This window comes from Thalassobacillus hwangdonensis (assembly GCF_042675915.1).
Classification (GTDB): domain Bacteria; phylum Bacillota; class Bacilli; order Bacillales; family Halobacillaceae; genus Thalassobacillus_A; species Thalassobacillus_A hwangdonensis.
The window spans coordinates 1,067,060-1,085,324 of sequence record NZ_JBHTKL010000001.1 but is presented as its reverse complement, the minus strand read 5'-3'; the positions used below and the strand labels follow the sequence as shown (position 1 = coordinate 1,085,324).

21 protein-coding genes are annotated in these 18,265 nt (G+C 44.7%); all 21 read left to right on the top strand.

What is annotated here, in order from left to right; all coding sequences use genetic code 11:
- The first annotated feature begins 49 nt into the window (after positions 1-49).
- The gene (gene spoIIIAA / locus ACFQ2J_RS05790) at positions 50-1,024 is read left to right on the top strand and encodes a stage III sporulation protein AA (protein WP_386057422.1); all 975 of its coding nucleotides are present in this window, start codon (positions 50-52) and stop codon (positions 1,022-1,024) included.
- Positions 969-1,481 carry a stage III sporulation protein SpoIIIAB gene (spoIIIAB, locus tag ACFQ2J_RS05785; protein ID WP_386057421.1) on the top strand — a complete coding sequence of 171 codons (513 nt, stop codon included), beginning with the start codon at positions 969-971 and terminating at the stop codon, positions 1,479-1,481. Before spoIIIAA ends, spoIIIAB begins: the two co-directional genes overlap by 56 nt.
- Before the next feature lie 17 nt (positions 1,482-1,498).
- Positions 1,499-1,705, top strand: coding sequence for a stage III sporulation protein AC (spoIIIAC, locus tag ACFQ2J_RS05780; protein ID WP_386057419.1), 207 nt, complete (start codon positions 1,499-1,501; stop codon positions 1,703-1,705).
- Between the two features lie 6 nt (positions 1,706-1,711).
- Positions 1,712-2,104 (top strand): stage III sporulation protein AD, encoded by a 393-nt coding sequence (gene spoIIIAD, locus ACFQ2J_RS05775; RefSeq protein ID WP_386057417.1) that lies wholly within the window; start codon positions 1,712-1,714, stop codon positions 2,102-2,104.
- A 23-nt stretch (positions 2,105-2,127) separates the two neighbouring features.
- Entirely contained in the window at positions 2,128-3,297 is a 1,170-nt protein-coding gene (gene spoIIIAE, locus ACFQ2J_RS05770; protein ID WP_386057416.1) for a stage III sporulation protein AE, read from the top strand.
- Between the two features lie 11 nt (positions 3,298-3,308).
- Positions 3,309-3,917 (top strand): stage III sporulation protein AF, encoded by a 609-nt coding sequence (gene spoIIIAF / locus ACFQ2J_RS05765; protein ID WP_386057415.1) that lies wholly within the window; start codon positions 3,309-3,311, stop codon positions 3,915-3,917.
- Complete coding sequence (spoIIIAG, locus tag ACFQ2J_RS05760; RefSeq protein ID WP_386057413.1) at positions 3,910-4,533, top strand: stage III sporulation protein AG; 624 nt, start codon at positions 3,910-3,912, stop codon at positions 4,531-4,533. Before spoIIIAF ends, spoIIIAG begins: the two co-directional genes overlap by 8 nt.
- Positions 4,534-4,547: 14 nt before the next feature.
- On the top strand, positions 4,548-5,096 hold the full coding sequence (locus tag ACFQ2J_RS05755; RefSeq protein WP_386057411.1) for a SpoIIIAH-like family protein: 549 nt from the start codon (positions 4,548-4,550) through the stop codon (positions 5,094-5,096).
- A gap of 477 nt (positions 5,097-5,573) precedes the next feature.
- Entirely contained in the window at positions 5,574-6,089 is a 516-nt protein-coding gene (accB, locus tag ACFQ2J_RS05750) for an acetyl-CoA carboxylase biotin carboxyl carrier protein (protein ID WP_386057409.1), read from the top strand.
- A gap of 13 nt (positions 6,090-6,102) precedes the next feature.
- Positions 6,103-7,461, top strand: coding sequence for an acetyl-CoA carboxylase biotin carboxylase subunit (accC, locus tag ACFQ2J_RS05745; protein WP_386057407.1), 1,359 nt, complete (start codon positions 6,103-6,105; stop codon positions 7,459-7,461).
- A gap of 17 nt (positions 7,462-7,478) precedes the next feature.
- A complete protein-coding gene (locus tag ACFQ2J_RS05740; RefSeq protein WP_386057405.1) occupies positions 7,479-7,889 on the top strand; it encodes an Asp23/Gls24 family envelope stress response protein in 411 nt (136 codons plus the stop codon).
- A gap of 253 nt (positions 7,890-8,142) precedes the next feature.
- Positions 8,143-8,523 carry a transcription antitermination factor NusB gene (nusB, locus tag ACFQ2J_RS05735; RefSeq protein ID WP_386057403.1) on the top strand — a complete coding sequence of 127 codons (381 nt, stop codon included), beginning with the start codon at positions 8,143-8,145 and terminating at the stop codon, positions 8,521-8,523.
- Between the two features lie 18 nt (positions 8,524-8,541).
- Positions 8,542-9,393, top strand: coding sequence for a bifunctional methylenetetrahydrofolate dehydrogenase/methenyltetrahydrofolate cyclohydrolase FolD (gene folD, locus ACFQ2J_RS05730; protein ID WP_386057401.1), 852 nt, complete (start codon positions 8,542-8,544; stop codon positions 9,391-9,393).
- A 19-nt stretch (positions 9,394-9,412) separates the two neighbouring features.
- Entirely contained in the window at positions 9,413-10,768 is a 1,356-nt protein-coding gene (gene xseA, locus ACFQ2J_RS05725; RefSeq protein WP_386057400.1) for an exodeoxyribonuclease VII large subunit, read from the top strand.
- Positions 10,749-10,991 carry an exodeoxyribonuclease VII small subunit gene (locus ACFQ2J_RS05720; RefSeq protein WP_386057398.1) on the top strand — a complete coding sequence of 81 codons (243 nt, stop codon included), beginning with the start codon at positions 10,749-10,751 and terminating at the stop codon, positions 10,989-10,991. Before xseA ends, ACFQ2J_RS05720 begins: the two co-directional genes overlap by 20 nt.
- Positions 10,991-11,875 (top strand): polyprenyl synthetase family protein, encoded by an 885-nt coding sequence (locus tag ACFQ2J_RS05715; protein WP_386057396.1) that lies wholly within the window; start codon positions 10,991-10,993, stop codon positions 11,873-11,875. The genes ACFQ2J_RS05720 and ACFQ2J_RS05715 overlap by 1 nt, the downstream gene beginning before the upstream one ends.
- Positions 11,876-12,575: 700 nt before the next feature.
- Positions 12,576-13,175 carry a hypothetical protein gene (locus ACFQ2J_RS05710; protein ID WP_386057395.1) on the top strand — a complete coding sequence of 200 codons (600 nt, stop codon included), beginning with the start codon at positions 12,576-12,578 and terminating at the stop codon, positions 13,173-13,175.
- Positions 13,176-13,194: 19 nt separating this feature from the next.
- Entirely contained in the window at positions 13,195-15,087 is a 1,893-nt protein-coding gene (gene dxs / locus ACFQ2J_RS05705; protein ID WP_386057393.1) for a 1-deoxy-D-xylulose-5-phosphate synthase, read from the top strand.
- Between the two features lie 8 nt (positions 15,088-15,095).
- A complete protein-coding gene (locus ACFQ2J_RS05700) occupies positions 15,096-15,920 on the top strand; it encodes a TlyA family RNA methyltransferase (RefSeq protein ID WP_386057391.1) in 825 nt (274 codons plus the stop codon).
- 68 nt (positions 15,921-15,988) lie between these two features.
- Entirely contained in the window at positions 15,989-16,438 is a 450-nt protein-coding gene (gene ahrC / locus ACFQ2J_RS05695) for a transcriptional regulator AhrC/ArgR (protein ID WP_386057389.1), read from the top strand.
- A 19-nt stretch (positions 16,439-16,457) separates the two neighbouring features.
- Positions 16,458-18,203 carry a DNA repair protein RecN gene (gene recN / locus ACFQ2J_RS05690; protein WP_386057387.1) on the top strand — a complete coding sequence of 582 codons (1,746 nt, stop codon included), beginning with the start codon at positions 16,458-16,460 and terminating at the stop codon, positions 18,201-18,203.
- The last annotated feature ends 62 nt before the right edge of the window (positions 18,204-18,265 follow it).

Below are 18,265 nucleotides of genomic sequence, written 5' to 3'. Positions count from 1 at the left end.
TTGTCCCGCATACATTTACATTAAAGAGCCGTAGGAAAGGTCGATCGTAATGAAAGCCATTATAAAATTGTTCCCACCGGTCATAGGAGAAATTTTGCTTAGAAGAATCGATTGGACAACCATTCAGGAAATCCGCGTCCGTATCGGACAGGCTATTGAGTTGATCTACCCTGATCGCTATGAGTGGATGGAAGATTTGCAACCAACCATGGACGAAAAAACGTTCATCCTCAATCAGGTCAGTCAATTTTCCCTGTACCGTCTGGAAGAAGAGCTGAGGGAAGGCTTCATCACCATCGAAGGCGGTCACCGAATCGGTATATCCGGCAGAGTCAACCGGCTGGATGATCGTATTCAGACGATCCGGTACATTTCATCCTTCAATATCAGGGTGGCTAGAGAGAAAATAGGCGTCGCATCTCCATTCATGAAATCATTATACAAAAATGGTTGCTATTACAGCACATTGATTGTCGGACCTCCCCAATCAGGAAAAACCACGCTTTTACGGGATATAACCAGGTCAATCAGTTCAGGGTGGAAGAGTGCCACCCCTAAAAAAGTGGCGGTAATCGATGAACGCTCCGAACTTGGTGCATGTGTTCATGGTGTACCGCAATTGGATTTAGGTAAACGAACGGATGTGATGGATGCATGTCCAAAATCAGATGGAATGATGATGATGATCCGCTCTATGTCACCGGAAGTACTGGTCGTGGATGAAATCGGTCATCAGCGCGATGTCGATGCATTGAAAGAAGCGATCAATGCGGGGGTAACGCTCCTCTGCACGGTTCATGGCCATTCATGGGAAGAAGTCCAAAAGCGGCCATCCATTCAATCGCTTTTAAATGAACATGTCTTTGAACGATTCATCATTATGAACCGTGCGATCGGGCAGAAGCAATCGAATCTCGTCCTTGATCATCAAGGTAAAAGCCTAAGTGACGCAACGAGGAGGAAGTGCGATGAAGTGGATTGGAGCGATGCTTTTACTCGCAGCGACTACGTGGGTAGGGTTTGAAATTGCTCGGAAGTTCCAACAACGCCCGAAGCAGATCCGTCAATGGAAACATGCCCTTCAGATGCTGGAAGCAGAGATGGTTTATGGTCAAACGCCGCTGATAGAAGCATGTGATCACTTGGCGCGCCAGCTGTCTGCACCTACCTCCTGGTTCTTTGAAAGTATCGTGAAGCAAAAAGACAGAGCGATTACAGACTTCCCTGAATTATGGTCAGCAGTTCTTGAGCGTCACTGGCAATATACAGCGCTTGAAAACAACGAAAAAGAAGTATTGAGACAATTCGGTCTTACACTTGGGCAGCACGATCTGATTCACCAGAAGAAGCAGATCGATCTTGCGCTAAGTCATCTCGAGCGTGAACACGAAGAAGCTTTGAATGTGTACCACCAATACAATAAGACGGTCAAAGGATTAGGTGTGTTGACCGGTCTGCTCGTCATTCTTTTACTCATCTAAGGAAGGGGCCGTCCATAGTGATACAAGAAGCAACGATATTATTTCAAATCGCCGGAATCGGCATCATTGTAGCTATGATCCATAGCGTACTGAAGCAAATGGGGAAAGAAGAAATTGCACAAATTGCCACCCTAGTCGGTTTTATCATCGTATTGTTCATCGTCCTTAACCGGTTAGCTGACTTATTCCAGCAAATCAAGTCCGTCTTCCTCTTCCAGGGGTAGCTCGAGATGGATATCATTCAAATCGTTGCGATCAGTCTGGTGGCGAGTGTGCTGATCATTCTTCTTAAAGAACAAAAATCTTCCGTAGCATTTATGCTCATGATTCTGATTGGAATCATTATTTTCATGGTACTAATCAGACAAATCTCTCATATCTTTTTACTTGTTGATTACATGGCAGATAAGGCAAATATCCATGGTCAATACGTCGAGACAATATTGAAAATCATTGGAATCGCCTACATTGCTGAATTCGGTGCACATCTGACTAAAGACGCGGGGTTAAGTTCAATCGCTTCAAAAATTGAACTGGCCGGTAAAGTTTTCATCTTATTACTTGCAATCCCTATTTTGACAGCAATTATAGAGGCTGTCCTTGGATTTTTTCCGGGATCATGACCAGCGAAGGAGGGGAGGCGATCATGAAAGGTACCTCCTTGTTTCTCATTTTGTTTTTCATCATGATACTCATTTTACCAGTCACTGCCCATGCCACAGAAAAGCCAATACCGGCTGCAACCCCATTGATGGAAAACATCTCTTTCCAGGAAATGCAGAACTATTGGAGTATGATTGTCAGAGATTATGGAGGATACCTGCCTGAACTTCGGCAATCCAACTTTACAGAACTGCTGAAGAACAGTCATGAACTTGATTTTTCGAGCTGGGTGTCAGGGCTCGTGAAATTCCTGTTTCATGAGCTGATCGCCAATGGAAAGCTGCTTGGAAGCCTCGTGTTCCTTACGCTATTCATAACCGTACTCCAATCCTTGCAGAATGCTTTTGAACAGACGGCCGTCAGCAAAATCGCGTATATGATCGTCTACCTTGTATTGATCATCCTGGCGTTGAACAGCTTTCATCTCGCGGTTGGATACACAAAGGAAGCCATCGATCTGATGAGCAGTTTCATGATCGGATTACTCCCATTGATTTTGGGTCTTATGGCAACATTCGGTCACCTTGTTTCGATCTCATTTTTCCACCCGATCATCATCTTCCTGATTCAGGTGAGTGGGGTACTTCTTTCGGTCGTGGTACTGCCTTTATTCTATTTATCTGCCTTATTGCTGATGACGAGCTCATTGACAGATAAATACAAAGTGGATCAACTGGCCCAACTCTTGCGAAATACTGGACTGGCTATCCTGGGTGCATTCCTGACGATCTTTCTTGGGGTCATTTCGGTACAAGGGGCTGCGACTGCCATCCAGGATGGTGTGGCTATGAAGACTGCGCGATTTGTAACTGGCAACTTTGTACCGGTGATCGGGAGGTTATTTACTGATGCGACCGACACGGTGCTTGGAGCTTCACTTCTGCTGAAGAATACTGTTGGAGTCGTAGGGGTTGTCATCATACTGGGATTGGCGCTATTTCCTGCTATGAAAATTTTCGCAATCGCAATGATTTACAAAATAGCAGCGGCTATTCTGCAGCCAATCGGGGACGGTCCTGTCGTCAAAAGTATGTCGATCATCAGTAAACACATCCTCTACATTTTTGCTTGCCTGCTCACCGTAACGTTCATGTTCTTCTTGTTGATTGCAATTCTAGTAGCTTCAAGTAATTTGACTATGATGGTCAGGTAAGGAGGGGAGAAATGAGTTATATCGTCCAATGGGTCACAGAAATCGTAATCTTCTTATTGCTGGCGATGGTGATCGACTTTCTTCTTCCATCCGGCAGCATGCAGAAGTACGCACGCCTGACCGTTTCATTGATACTCGTACTGATTTTCTTGAATCCATTATTCGAATTGTTCAATACCGACGTGGATCAACTGATTGAAAGGCAGACGGCAGCTTTTTCACAGCAGACGCTCGCCTCAGAAGAAATGGAAAAATCAATTGAATTGAAGAAAAATGAAATACAAGCGTCTCAAGATGCATATATATTAGAGCAGATGGTTGTCCAAATGAAAGTACAGGCAGAAACAAGCCTTGTAGAAACCTTTCAGACAACCATTTCAGACTTGAAGCTTTCATTCGGAGAAACGCCTCACACCCCTGAGAACCTCAATGAAGTCATCGTGACGCTGACACCTGAGAATCAAGTGGAATCGGTGAATGATGTGGAGATCGATATCACGAAGGAAGCGGAAGGTGATGAAGATACACCGGAAAGCAGTGAAATCATCCAGCACCTTGCTGAAGTTTGGCAGGTTCCTGAAGAAATGATCAAAGTCGAGTGGGAGGGAGAACATGGGTAAATGGAGTGATTTGTTCTCGTCATTGAAGAATGAGGAAGGTTCCAAGTTGAACAAGAAGGGATACGTGGTGCTGGTAGGATTGATCGGACTGCTTTTGCTGTTAGTAGGCAACATCTTTCAAGGCGATCCTTCCTCCGGTGAAAAAGTGGAACATGGAGCTGGACAAGAGGAAAGCTCCAATATTCCCGCCAGTAAGACAATAAGCGGAGAGAATATCGGAGAACTGGAAGGCCACTATGAGAAACAGCTCACTGCTCTCCTTGAAAATATCAAAGGTGTCAGTGATGTTGAATTGATGATCAACCTGGAAGCAACAAAAGAAAAGGTGTATGACAAGAATCTGATCATCGGTCAGCAGACGACCAATGAAGAGGATCAGAATGGAGGAGAAAGGAGCATTGAGGATTTTTCCCGGGAGCAGCAGATCGTCCTGATCAGACAGGGGGACCAGGAGCTTCCATTACTCATACAAACAAAAAAACCTAATGTAAAAGGAGTGTTGGTGGTCGCAAAAGGAGTAGATCATATGCAAGTGAAGCAGTGGGTTGTCGAGGCGGTTTCAAGGGTTCTGGATGTACCGAGCCATCGAGTTTCGGTCATGCCTAAAAAAGGTTAAGGGGGAAATTAGGAATGGTGAAAAAGCAAACGGTATGGTTGTTGACGATGTTGAGCCTGATGATCGTATTGAGTGTCTACTACATGACGGCACCCGAAGGGGATGAAATGACATTCATCAATGATGATGGCTGGGAATTGAACGAAGATGGGGAAGAAGCTTCAACTGATGGTGATGCAACAGGTGATACTGTAATTTCTCAAATGTCCACCGATGAAATGTTCGTTGCACTCCGTATGGAAGCAGAAAATAAGCGAGACGAACTCCATGAGATGTACTCCAGCATCGTAGCTTCCACCAACTCTTCCTCCAAAGAAAAGAATGAAGCATTGGAACAAATGCAGCAGCTTCAGGAAATGCAGCATAAAGAATCCGTACTTGAAACGAATATCCAGGCTAATGCAGAATACGAAGACGTTCTCGTAAGAGCCGAAGATGAAAAAGTCCACGTCACTGTCAAAGCAAATGAACTTTCAAATCAAGAAACAAATGCAATCATGAAAATGGTTTACGACGAATTCGGTGAGAAAACAGTTATCGTCCAATTCCAGCCACAAAGCTAACTAATAATTTTAAAGACCCGGGAAATTCATTTGAATTTTTCCGGGTCTTTGTGATTCGTGGGCCAACATTACATTATTGATTTCGAGAAGTACTTTCGGTAAGGGCGGTGAGGAAGTGGGAGACTCCCGCAGGAGAAGGAGCTAGGCAAGACCCCTGAAGGCAAAAAGCCTGAGGAGGCTTGCCAGTTCCCCTGCAGGAAAGCGAACACTTCCTCACCGCCCCTATATTATTGCAAACGTCTCGAAATCTTTTTCTATTCTTCACAGACCATGCCCATGAATTACTTTAGTGAGAAAAGTGGTAAATTTACAGCAAAGTGTAAAAGAAATGGGGAAAGTATAGTAAAATGGCAATGAATCGGGAAAACGCTTTTACATACAGTTGAAGTTTCCCACATATTTGTCGTAGAATATTAAGAGGAGTTATTAGTACCTGTTAACAAATTTTACAATCCAGTATAGAAGGAGTGCCAATACATGATGAAAGTACAGGAAATCCGTGAACTGATCAAACTGATCGATCAGTCGCAAATCGATGAATTCTCTTATGAAAACGAAGGAACAAAAGTCTCTATGAAAAAAGCAGGTGGACAAGTAGTAACAAGCGTTGCCGCACCACAAGCAGCACCGCAACAGCCTGCACCACAGGCAAATCCTGAAGTCGAGCAGCCAGCAGCCCCGGCGCCACAGCAGCCTGCTGCTGAACAGCCGAAGGAAGAAAGAACTGAAGCGCCAAGTAAAGGTGCGGATTATGATGAAGAAGTCAAATCTCCAATGGTAGGTACGTTCTATCGTTCTCCGGATCCGGACAGCGACCCATTCGTACAGAATGGAGATAAAGTAAAGCCGGATAGTGTCGTATGTATCGTGGAAGCTATGAAATTGTTCAATGAAATCGAAGCTGAGGTGTCCGGTGAAATCGTAGAGATACTAGTTGAAGATGGCGAACTGGTAGAATACGGCCAACCACTATTCCGGGTCAAGTCCGTGTAATGGGGGTGTCGATGTGATTAAAAAGCTACTGATCGCAAACAGAGGAGAAATAGCAGTACGTATCATCCGAGCATGCAAAGAGCTCGATATTGAAACAGTTGCCATCTATTCTGAAGCAGATAAAGAAGCGCTTCACGTACAATTGGCTGATGAAGCCTATTGTGTCGGACCGACTTTGAGTAAAGATTCCTATTTGAATTATACGAATATCATGAGCCTTGCAAAGCTGACGAATGTCGATGCGATCCATCCTGGATATGGTTTTCTGTCAGAGAATGCAGAGTTTGCAGAAATGTGCAGCGAATGCAATGTGACATTTGTCGGGCCATCCGCGCATGCCATCCAGAAGATGGGTACAAAAGATGTAGCCCGTGAAACGATGCGTGAAGCGGGTGTTCCGATCGTCCCTGGTTCAGAAGGCATCATCCCAAACGTTGAAGAAGGAAAACGCGTGGCAAAAGAGATAGGTTATCCGGTCATCATCAAAGCGACAGCTGGTGGTGGAGGTAAAGGAATCCGTGTAGCGCGTGATGAGGAGCAGCTAGTAAAAGGAATCAGGGTTACTCAAAACGAAGCAGAAAAAGCCTTCGGAAACCCTGGTGTCTACTTGGAAAAGTTCATTGAGGATTTCCGTCATGTAGAAATCCAAGTGCTAGCCGATAATCATGGCAATGCCATCCACCTCGGTGAGAGGGATTGTACGATTCAGCGCCGCCTTCAGAAGCTTATTGAAGAAACTCCGTCTCCGGCAGTAACGCCAGACATCCGTGAGCGAATGGGTGATGCAGCTGTCAAAGCAGCCTTGGCTGTTAATTATTCAGGTGCTGGGACAGTGGAATTCATTTTCGATAAACAGGAAGAAACTTTCTACTTCATGGAAATGAATACACGTATCCAAGTGGAACACCCGGTTACTGAAATGGTGACAGGGGTAGATCTTATCAAAGAGCAGATCAAAGTTGCCAATGATGAAAAGCTCGAATACAAACAGGAAGACATCAAGTTCGAAGGATGGGCCATTGAATGCCGGATCAATGCAGAGGATCCTTTCAAAGACTTCATGCCTTCTCCAGGTAAGATCGATATGTATCTTACTCCAGGTGGTCTAGGTGTGCGTATCGATTCCGCTGCATATCAAGGTTATATGATCCCACCATACTATGATTCAATGATTGCCAAGCTCATCACATACGGAAAAACTAGAGAAGAGGCAGTCAGACGAATGAAACGTGCGCTGGATGAGTTCGTCATCGAGGGAATCAAAACGACGATCCCGTTCCACCAGCGTATGATGGAGCACCCTGTATTTGTCGAAGGAGATTTTAATACGAAGTTCTTAGAAAAATATACTATAATGAAAGAGGAAGAATGAGGAAGGAGTGACAGAAAATGAGTGAACAACAGCGTTTATTGAATGTAAGTGAGAACACATCACTTGGTAATGTGGAAATCGCTCCTGAAGTGATCGAAGTTATTGCAGGTATTGCTGCATCAGAAGTGACTGGTGTTGCTTCCATGCGCGGAAATTTCGCCTCAGGAGTCGTAGAACGTCTTGGGAAGAAAAATCATGGGAAAGGTGTCAAAGTCGACCTTACAGAAGAAGGCATCCTTATCGATGTCTATTGTGTAATGGACTATGGCATTTCCATCCCGGACACCGCACAAAAAATCCAGGATAACGTCCGTCAGGCATTGAAGAACATGACTGCACTTGAAATCAAGGAAATCAATATCCATGTCGTTGGCGTACAAATGGAAAACAGCGAAGAAGAACTTGTCGAAGCTGATTTTCAGGAGTAATCCAACCATGGCCATAAGAGGCCTCGTCCTCTTATGGCCTTTTTCATATTCAGAACCTTGTATATTGAAAAGGTGATTTCAAGAAAGGTATAAGGCTGGGGGCGTTTGGGAAGAGGGAGACTCGCTGGAAGGGTGTGTTTCTTGCACCAGTTACGTTGAAAGTGTCCAACTATTCCGTACATAGGATTATGATAGCTTTTCAATGTCTAAAATGTTATCATTCTAACGGATATTACGAAAAGGAGAATCGGACATGAAACGACGTCTTGCTCGCGAAAAAGCATTCCAAGCACTATTCCAAATCGATATACACGAGGTGAACATCGGAGAATCCCTCGAACACGTCCTGGATGAAGAAGCATCCGATGAATTTCTGGAACAGCTAGTCCATGGTGTATATGAACATAAAGACCAATTGGATCAAATGATTTCCGGGAACCTGGAGAACTGGACGATCCAACGGTTGCCATTAGTAGAAAAAACATTGCTTCGGATGGCTGCATACGAATTGGAATACAGTGAAGATGTACCAGAAGAAGTTGCAATCAATGAAGCGGTCGAATTGGCAAAAGTTTTCGGAGATGAAAAATCCGGAAGTTTCGTCAATGCCGTGCTATCAAAAATGACTAAATAGCCGAAGGGGTTGTTTCATGTGTCTGCTGAAGTGATTTATGGAAAAGACCTTGCTGCTGAAATCCGTGAAGAAATGAGACAGGAAGTAGCCAGAATGAAACAGGACGGAATCATACCTGGCCTGACTGTCGTTCTAATCGGGGAAGACCCGGCCTCCCAATCCTATGTTAAAGGAAAAAAGAAAGCTTCCGAAAAGGTGGGAATGAAGTCCAATCTGATTGAATTACCAGCTTCCACTTCTCAGGAGGAGCTGCTCGACCTGCTGAATGATCTTAATAAAGATGTTGGAGTACACGGTATCTTAGTACAATTACCTTTACCGGATCATATCGATGAGCAGGCTGTGATCGAAGCAATCGACCCGTCCAAAGATGTCGACGGTTTCCATCCGATCAACGTTGGACGGATGATGACAGGGGAGGATACCTTCTATCCTTGCACTCCTTATGGAATCATGGTGATGCTTGAGCGCGCAAACATTACTGTTGAAGGAAAGCATGTAGTGGTTGTCGGTAGAAGTAATCTTGTCGGAAAGCCTGTTGGACAGCTCTTGTTGAATCAGAATGCTACTGTCACCTATTGTCATTCCAGAACAAAGGATCTCAGTGCCCATACACGACAGGCGGATATTCTTATTGTAGCGGCTGGCAAAGCCGGTCTGATTGATGGAAGCCATATTAAGGACGGTGCGGTAGTGATTGATGTCGGTGTCAATCGTGTCAATGATAAATTGACTGGAGACGTTGATTTCGATTCCGCTGCTGCAAAAGCTTCTTATATCACACCGGTACCTAAAGGCGTTGGTCCCATGACCATCACCATGCTATTGCATAACACGATCAAAGCTGCTAAACGAATAGAAGGAAAATAAATCAAAGGGGTTCTTCGACGTGGAAGATCGTTATTTGACTGTCACCGCCTTAACGAAATATATCAAAAGGAAATTCGCTTCCGATTCTCATTTGAGAGAAGTCTGGTTAAGGGGAGAAATATCGAACTTCAAACATCATAGCCGTGGACACATGTACTGTTCCATCAAAGATGATCAGGCGAGAATCCAGGCGGTGATGTTCGCCGGCTATAACCGAACTTTGAAGTTCATGCCTGAAAACGGGATGAACGTGCTCATTCGCGGAGAAGTAAGTGTATATGAGCCAATGGGGCAGTACCAGCTTTACATACATGACATGCAGCCGGATGGGATCGGTGCATTATATTTGGCTTTTGAACAATTGAAGGAGAAGCTGGAACTTGAAGGGCTGTTTTCGGAATCAACCAAAAAAGACCTGCCCGCTTTTCCGAAGCATATCGCTATTATCACTTCTCCTACGGGAGCTGCGATCAGAGATATTTTAAGTACGATCCAGCGCAGGTATCCGATGGTGAAGAGGACGATCATTCCTGTATCCGTACAGGGGGAGCTGGCGAAAGCATCCATCGTCAAAGCGATCGAATATGCCAACCAAGCCGGAGAATTCGACTTGATCATCGTCGGACGTGGCGGAGGGTCGATCGAGGATTTATGGAGTTTCAATGAAGAAATTGTAGCCAGAGCAATCTATCACTCCACAGTTCCCATCATTTCAGCGGTAGGTCATGAAACGGATTTCACCATCAGTGATTTTGTTGCAGATGTGCGCGCTGCCACTCCTACAGGCGCTGCTGAATTGGCTGTCCCATCAAAGGACGAGCTGGTCAAACAGGTCCAAGGATTGGAGAAAAGGCTGCTTCGAGCGCTGGAAGTGAAAAGAGCGGAAGCTTCCAGTCAACTGGAGCGATTGAAAAAATCCTATGCGTTCAAATATCCTCAGCAATTGATGAGGCAAAAAGAGCAGGAACTTGACCGTTTGCTGGAGTCAATGGACAGGCAAATGAAGGTGCTGGTCACCCAGAAAAAAGAGCGATTGCTACATGCTCAAACGAGATTCAACCAGCAGCACCCCGATCAGCAAGTAATCCAATCTACGGAAAGACTCCAACAAGCAACAGCTCAATTACAAAAGAACTTCCAGCTCTTATATAAAGAGAAGGTCAACACATTCAACCATATGTTATCCAAGTTATCGATCCTGAATCCACTTGAAATCATGAAACGAGGTTTTGCGATACCTTATGGTCAAAGTGGCGAAGTCATCAAACGGGTCGAAGAAGTCCAACCGGGCGACGCCATTACCGTAAAAGTACAAAACGGCAGGCTGGACTGCCAGGTATGGGGAATCGAGGAGGATGAAAATGACGAAAGATAGTCAGGAAATCAGTTTTGAAGAAGCGATGGAAAAACTCGAAGCGCTCGTGGAAAAACTCGAAGGCGGCGATGTCCCTCTGGAAAAGGCGATCAACTATTACCAGGATGGGATGAAGCTTTCCAAGCTTTGCAGCGAGAAGTTGAACCGGGTTGAAACGCAGATGCAGCAGATCGTCAACGAAAATGGTGAATTCGAGCCCTTTGACATGCAGGAGGACGAATAGTGCAAGCATCATTGAACACCTATTTAGCTGATCGACAGCAATTGATCAACCAATTCATGAAAAACTACCTTGAAAAGCAGGACATTCCTGAGCGACTGAAAGCATCGATCCTCTATTCCATCAATGCTGGGGGAAAAAGACTTCGTCCGATCCTGATGATGGCATCCTGTGAAGCATTCGGAGGTAAACCGGAAGATGTACTTCACACTGCTGCAGGGTTGGAAATGGTTCATACGTACTCTTTGATCCATGATGACCTTCCTGCAATGGATGATGATGATCTTCGCCGCGGATTGCCTACCAACCATCGTGAATTTGATGAAGCTACTGCTATATTGGCTGGAGATTCGTTGTTGACGATGAGCTTCCAGCTGATTGCTGAAGATGAACAGTTACCAGCAGAGAAGCGTTTATACCTGGTCGAACAATTATCAAAGGTGAGCGGTGCAAGCGGAATGGTAGCTGGTCAGATGCTTGATATGGAAAGTGAATCGAAGTCGATACCCATTGATGATCTGAAAAGAATCCATCATTTGAAGACAGGAAGGCTGTTAAGCTTCGCAATCCTGTCAGGTGCTTATGTAGCTGGTGCATCAGAAGAGCGATTGGCATCACTCGAAAAGACTGCTGACCTTTTAGGAGTACTTTTTCAAATTCAGGATGATATTCTCGATGTGGATGGCGACGAAGAAAAAATAGGCAAACCCGTCGGTAGTGATGAAACGAATGAAAAGAGCACCTATCCTAAACTGCTTGGAATGGATGGTGCTGTCCGAGAGAAAACAGAGTACGTAAAAGAAGCCAAGCAATCGCTTTCAGAGGCAGACGTTGACGATACGATGTTATCGGCTCTGATCGATCATCTCAGCAATCGTGATCACTGATGATATTCAATGATTGAGGAACGTTTCAATGTGTGGTATATTAAACTATACAAAAGGAATGGTGCAGTATTCTAGTCGGTCTCCCGTTTCTGAAGGCGGGCCTAAAAATCCGCCAAAGGGCACATCGATGAAGTTCCTTGTGTCGGCTTGAGGCGCCCAGCCTTGGGTCGGTGCTGGGAGTTAAGGTAGTGGGGCGATCCACAAAGGCATGTGGGCGTTGACCCTGCTTCCGCGGAGGCCCATATCTGTCATGGGTTTCTAGCCGGAAACCATGATGGAATGGGGTATGAACCTGTCTCATATGGATTAACTTCTATATGAACAGCGTAGCCTGCCTTGAGTGGTCATGAGGGGATTATGGAAATAGAGAATTGAAAGATTGGATGGCCACCGATCTTTCAATGCTTTCGCCATATGAAATCATGACTGCAAAAGAGGCTAGGAAACGGCATAGGACTGTTGAGGAAATCTCCTAGACTGTTCTGTCTGGACATACAATGAGAATTATAGTGCGGACTAAGTGGTAATCCAGTCCGATTTCCGGAGACGGAGTCGAGTCAGCCTTAAAGGGGAACCGCCAGAGTGGTGACACTCGGTGGCTGACTGGGAAAACCTACTGGACCTAAGCCGTAATTTTTACTCATTGAATGACCATTCCTTTCTACATAACGAACAAAGTCAGACCATATAGAGGTAACGAATGGACAGTCAAACTAAAAAATCATTGAAATTCAGTATCAGTATCGCCGTTATCACTTTTGTGTTAGCGGCTATTTTTTCAGTCATATCTACTTCGATTTTAAGTGGGGTCATCTGGGTCATCGGGTTGATGATCGTTTTCATCATCGTTTTCATCGGTGTCGTATTCGATATGCTGGGCATCGCTGCCACTGCAGCTGATGAACCGCCATTCCATGCGATGGCAGCCGAGAAAGTCCCTGGGGCCAAGCAGGCGATCCTCATTGTCAGAAATGCTGATCGGTTTGCAAGTTTCTGTAATGACGTCATCGGTGACATCTCAGGGATTGTCAGTGGGACAGCCTCAGCAGTGGTCGTCATTCAATTGACGCGCGTCTTTGATCATTCGGAGGGTTCAACATTTCAAATTGTGGTATCAGTAATACTAACAAGCATTGTAGCCGCTTTGACGGTTGGGGGAAAAGCGATGGGGAAATATTTCGCCATCCATTCTTCGACGAAGATTATCTTTTTTGCTGCTAAAGTAATTGATTTCGTAGAGAATAAACTAAAGATAAACATTATCTCCCAGCCGAAAGAAGCTTCTAGAAAAACACGTTAATGAATAAGGGGGTCCAATCATGGATCTAACAAAAATCAAAGATCCCTCTTTTTTGAAGAGGCTGAACAATGAACAATTGGTGGAGCTTTCATCGAATGTACGGAATTTTTTAATCCAGAATCTCTCTAAAACCGGGGGTCACTTAGGGGCCAACCTTGGAGTCGTCGAACTTACCATCGCATTGCATAAAGTATTCAATAGTCCTCAGGATCGTTTCATTTGGGATGTCGGACATCAAGCCTATATCCATAAGATTCTGACCGGACGAGCGGGTCAGTTCGATACATTGAGGCAATATAAAGGGCTATGTGGTTTTCCGAAGCGTTGTGAAAGTGAACATGACTGGTGGGAAACGGGTCATAGCTCCACTTCTCTTTCTGCAGCGATGGGCATGGCAATCGCACGAGATATGAATGAAGAAAAGCATTCAATCGTACCGATCATCGGAGATGGTGCGCTGACTGGCGGTATGGCTTTGGAAGCTTTAAACCATATCGGTCATGAGAAAAAGAATGTGACAGTCATCCTCAATGATAATGAAATGTCGATTGCGAAAAATGTAGGTGCGCTACATAGTGCGCTTGGACGCATGCGAAGCGCAGGTAAATATAATCGTGCCAAAGATGACATGGAATGGCTTCTGAAAAAGATTCCTGCTGTCGGTGGCAAGCTGGCACAAGCCGCAGAACGGTTGAAAGACAGCATGAAGTACTTTGTCCTTCCAGGAATGTTTTTTGAAGAGCTCGGCTTTACTTATTACGGTCCAGTCGATGGACATGACTATCAAGACCTGTTCGAGCATTTGAATTATGCGAAGAAAACGGATGGACCTGTCATTATCCACGTCATGACACAAAAAGGCAAAGGATATCACCCTGCAGAGTCGGATGTGAAGGATAAGTGGCACGGTGTAGGTCCATATAAAATCGAATCCGGTGAAAAAATCAAAGCAGTCGATGCCCCTCCAGCTTGGAGCTCTGTGATTTCTGAAGCACTCAGAGAGGAAGCCAGGGTGGATAAGCGTGTTGTAGCCATCACCCCTGCTATGATTCTGGGATCGAAACTTGAGAAGTTCGGAGAAGAGTTCCCGGATCGTCTATTTGATGTCGGGATTGCTGAACAGCATGCGACGACTGTTGCTGCTGGACTTGCCACTCAAGGTATGAAGCCTTTCTTAGCCATTTATTCGACATTTTTGCAAAGGGCATATGATCAGGTCGTGCATGATGTATGCCGTCAGAACCTCAATGTCGTTTTCGGAATTGATCGTGCCGGACTGGTCGGAGCAGATGGAGAAACCCATCAGGGTGTATTTGATATTGCCTTCCTCCGCCACTTGCCGAACATCGTCCTGATGATGCCAAAGGACGAAAATGAAGGCCGTAACATGATGCATACTGCGATGAACTATGATGATGGTCCGATAGCTGTGCGTTATCCAAGAGGGAATGCGAAAGGTGTCAAAGTTGATGAAGAATCTTCCATGATTCCTATTGGAAGCTGGGAAGTGTTGAAGAAGGGGACAGATGCGGTCATTCTTACTTTCGGAACAACGATTGATATGGCAATGAATGCCGCCGAAACCCTTACTAAACAGGGGATTTCAGTAAGAGTGGTCAATGCCCGCTTCATCAAACCACTGGATGAAGAGATGCTTCATGAAATCATGGAGGACCAGCTGCCGATCCTGACAATCGAGGAAGCTGTGTTACAAGGTGGTTTTGGTTCAGCTGTCCTGGAATTTGCGGAAGAGAACCTTTATCGCGAACAGACGATCAAACGCATGGGAATTCCGGATCGCTTCATTGAACACGGAAGTGTCTCCCAACTGTTGAAAGAAATCGATTTGACGGAAGAAGCCGTTGCAGCAAATATAAGAGAAATACTACCATCCAAAAGAAAAAGGGCTTGAATACAGTTATGACAAAAAAAGTTCGTTTAGATGTCCTCCTCGTTGAACGAGGACTGTTAGAAACAAGGGAAAAAGCGAAGCGGACCATTATGGCAGGACTTGTTTTTTCTGAAAGTGAGCGGCTCGACAAGCCAGGTATGAAGGTGGATGAAACCCTTGAATTGACAGTGAAGGGGAAAGCGATTCCTTATGTCAGCAGGGGCGGATTGAAGCTGGAAAAGGCAATCCATCAGTTCGACATCCAGCTCAATGACAAAATCATGATCGATATCGGGTCCTCCACTGGCGGATTTACCGATTGTGCATTACAAAATGGTGTGAAACTGAGCTATGCCATCGATGTCGGTTACAATCAATTAGATTGGAAGCTGCGTAATGATCCACGCGTCATCGTGATGGAACGGACCAACTTCCGATATGTTACGGAGGCAAACCTCCAACATGGTCAACCACAGTTTGCTTCAATCGATGTCTCTTTCATTTCCTTAAAACTGATTTTACCCGTTTTGAAAGAGTTACTGCTTCCGAACAGTGATGTAGTCGCTCTTATCAAACCACAATTCGAAGCAGGAAGAGAACAGGTAGGAAAAAAGGGGATTGTGCGTGACAAAAAAGTCCATAAACAAGTGATTGCAAAAATCATTTCCTTTGCCGAGGAGCTCGGGTTTACAATGGGTGGACTGACTTATTCTCCAATCACAGGAGGAGATGGGAATATTGAGTTTCTCGCCCATTTCCAATGGAAAACGGATGAGGAAGGGAAAAGCTTTTCCGATGTCGAAGTAGATAGTATCGTGGCAGATGCGCACGAAACACACCGGAAGCATGCATGATATTAAAGGGGGCTGCTCTAAGTGTAGCCCCTTTTCTATGTTTGTTGTCAGTTATAGGAGGTATTACAATGAATAAAGGTCAACGCCATATAAAGATTCGCGAACTCATCACGAACAATGATATCGAAACACAGGATGAGCTGGTGGACAGACTGAAAGGGATGGGGTATAACGTCACCCAGGCTACCGTCTCAAGGGATATAAAGGAACTTCATCTCGTCAAGGTACCCATGATGGATGGCAGGTACAAATACAGTCTTCCTGCTGACCAGCGCTTCAATCCATTGGAAAAGCTGCATCGTTTAATGATGGATGCATTCGTTTCGATTGATCGGTCCGGTCATTTCATCGTCTTGAAAACGCTGCCAGGTAATGCGAATGCAGTCGGAGCACTGATTGATAATCTGGATTGGGATGAAATCATGGGAACGATCTGTGGTGATGATACGTGTTTGATCATATGCAGAAGTGAACAACAGACTGAAAAAGTATCGGAACAACTGTTGGAAATGCTATAAGAATTGAGGTGGCAACTATATGTTGACGGAACTGTCAATACGTGATTTCGCAATCATTGATGAGATCTCCATTTCTTTTAAAGACGGGCTGACGGTATTGACCGGTGAAACTGGAGCGGGTAAATCGATCATCATCGATGCCATCCAGCTTTTGGCCGGTGGGAGAGGATCTGTCGAATTCGTCCGCCATGGTACGGAAAAAGCGAATATCGAAGGATTATTCCTGCTTGAGGATGATCATCCAGTTTATAAAAAGGGAAGAGAATTCGGCATTGAAATTGGCGAGGACGGAATGGTCGTGTTGACTCGTACAATAACTTCCCAGGGGAAGAGCATCTGTCGTGTCAATGGGAAACTGGTTACCCTCGGTATTCTTAGGGAATTCGGTAAGACATTGATTGATATCCATAGCCAGCATGAGACACAATCGCTAATGGATATGGACAGACATATTGAGCTGCTCGATTTGTTTGCTTCAGATCAATTGGAAAAACCGATGATGGAATATCAAAAGCTGTTTAACGAATACCGGAAGTTGAACAAACGGTTCAAGGACCTGAGCGAGAACGAACAGGAAATGGCTCAAAGACTTGATTTGTTGAAATTCCAGTGGAATGAACTCCAGGAAGCCCAGCTTGAACCGAAAGAGGATGAATCGTTGTCGGAAGAAAGAAACCGCCTCGTCAATTTTGAAAAGATCTATCAAGGTTTGAATGATGCTTATAATGCCTTATATGGAGAACAGAAGGGATTGGACTGGTTATCCCATTCACTAACCTCACTTGAAAGTGCACAGGATTATGATGATACGATTTCCAAGATGTCAGAAGAGCTTTCCAATCATTATTACATGATCGAAGAAATGACCTTCCAATTATCTTCTCAAATGGAACAATTGGAATTTGATCCGGATCGTCTGAATTTGATCGAGGGGCGATTGAATGAAATCAACCGTCTTAAGAAAAAATATGGAGAGTCCGTGGATGCCATCATCGAATATTCTGCTAAGATTGAAGAAGAAATTGACCAGATTGAACACAAGGATTCCCACTTGGAAAAAATGCAGCAGGAAATTGCAGAGAAGGCTGAGGATGCCATCCTTGAAGCCAAGCATATCCACGATATCCGGAAGCAGGCATCCCATCACCTTGAAGATTCGATCCACGAAGAGCTTAAGGATCTATACTTGGACAAAGCTTCTTTCGCTGTTGATATCGCATTGAGAGAAGGAAAAGATGAAGACCCCGAATTCGAAGGGAAGCCATTGAAACTGATGGTGAATGGTTTTGATGCAGTAAAATTCTTAATAACGACAAACCCAGGTGAACCGTTGAAGGAAATCAGTAAAGTGGCATCAGGTGGGGAACTCTCCCGGATCATGCTTGCTCTGAAGAAGATCTTTTCTAATCATCAAGGTGTCACAAGTGTGATTTTTGACGAAGTGGACACGGGTGTAAGCGGAAGAGTCGCGCAGGCGATCGCTGAAAAGATTTATGGAATTTCATCAGGATCACAAGTGTTATGTATTTCCCACCTGCCTCAGGTCGCATCCATGGCTGATACACATCTCCGAATTGAAAAAGATGTGAAAGATGAGCGGACAAGCACAAAAGTGACTCCACTTACCTTTGATGAAAAAGCGGAAGAAATCAGCAGGATGATTACTGGTACGGAAATGACTGAAACGACAAAAGAACACGCAAAAGAACTGCTGGAACTTGCTGAAAAGTTCAAGAAGAAGGATCGCATGGAATCTTCTGTGTGATCTTTTCCCTCTTTTATTATAATAATCCCTCTTTTTTTTATTCACGATTTCGACAGGTAAAG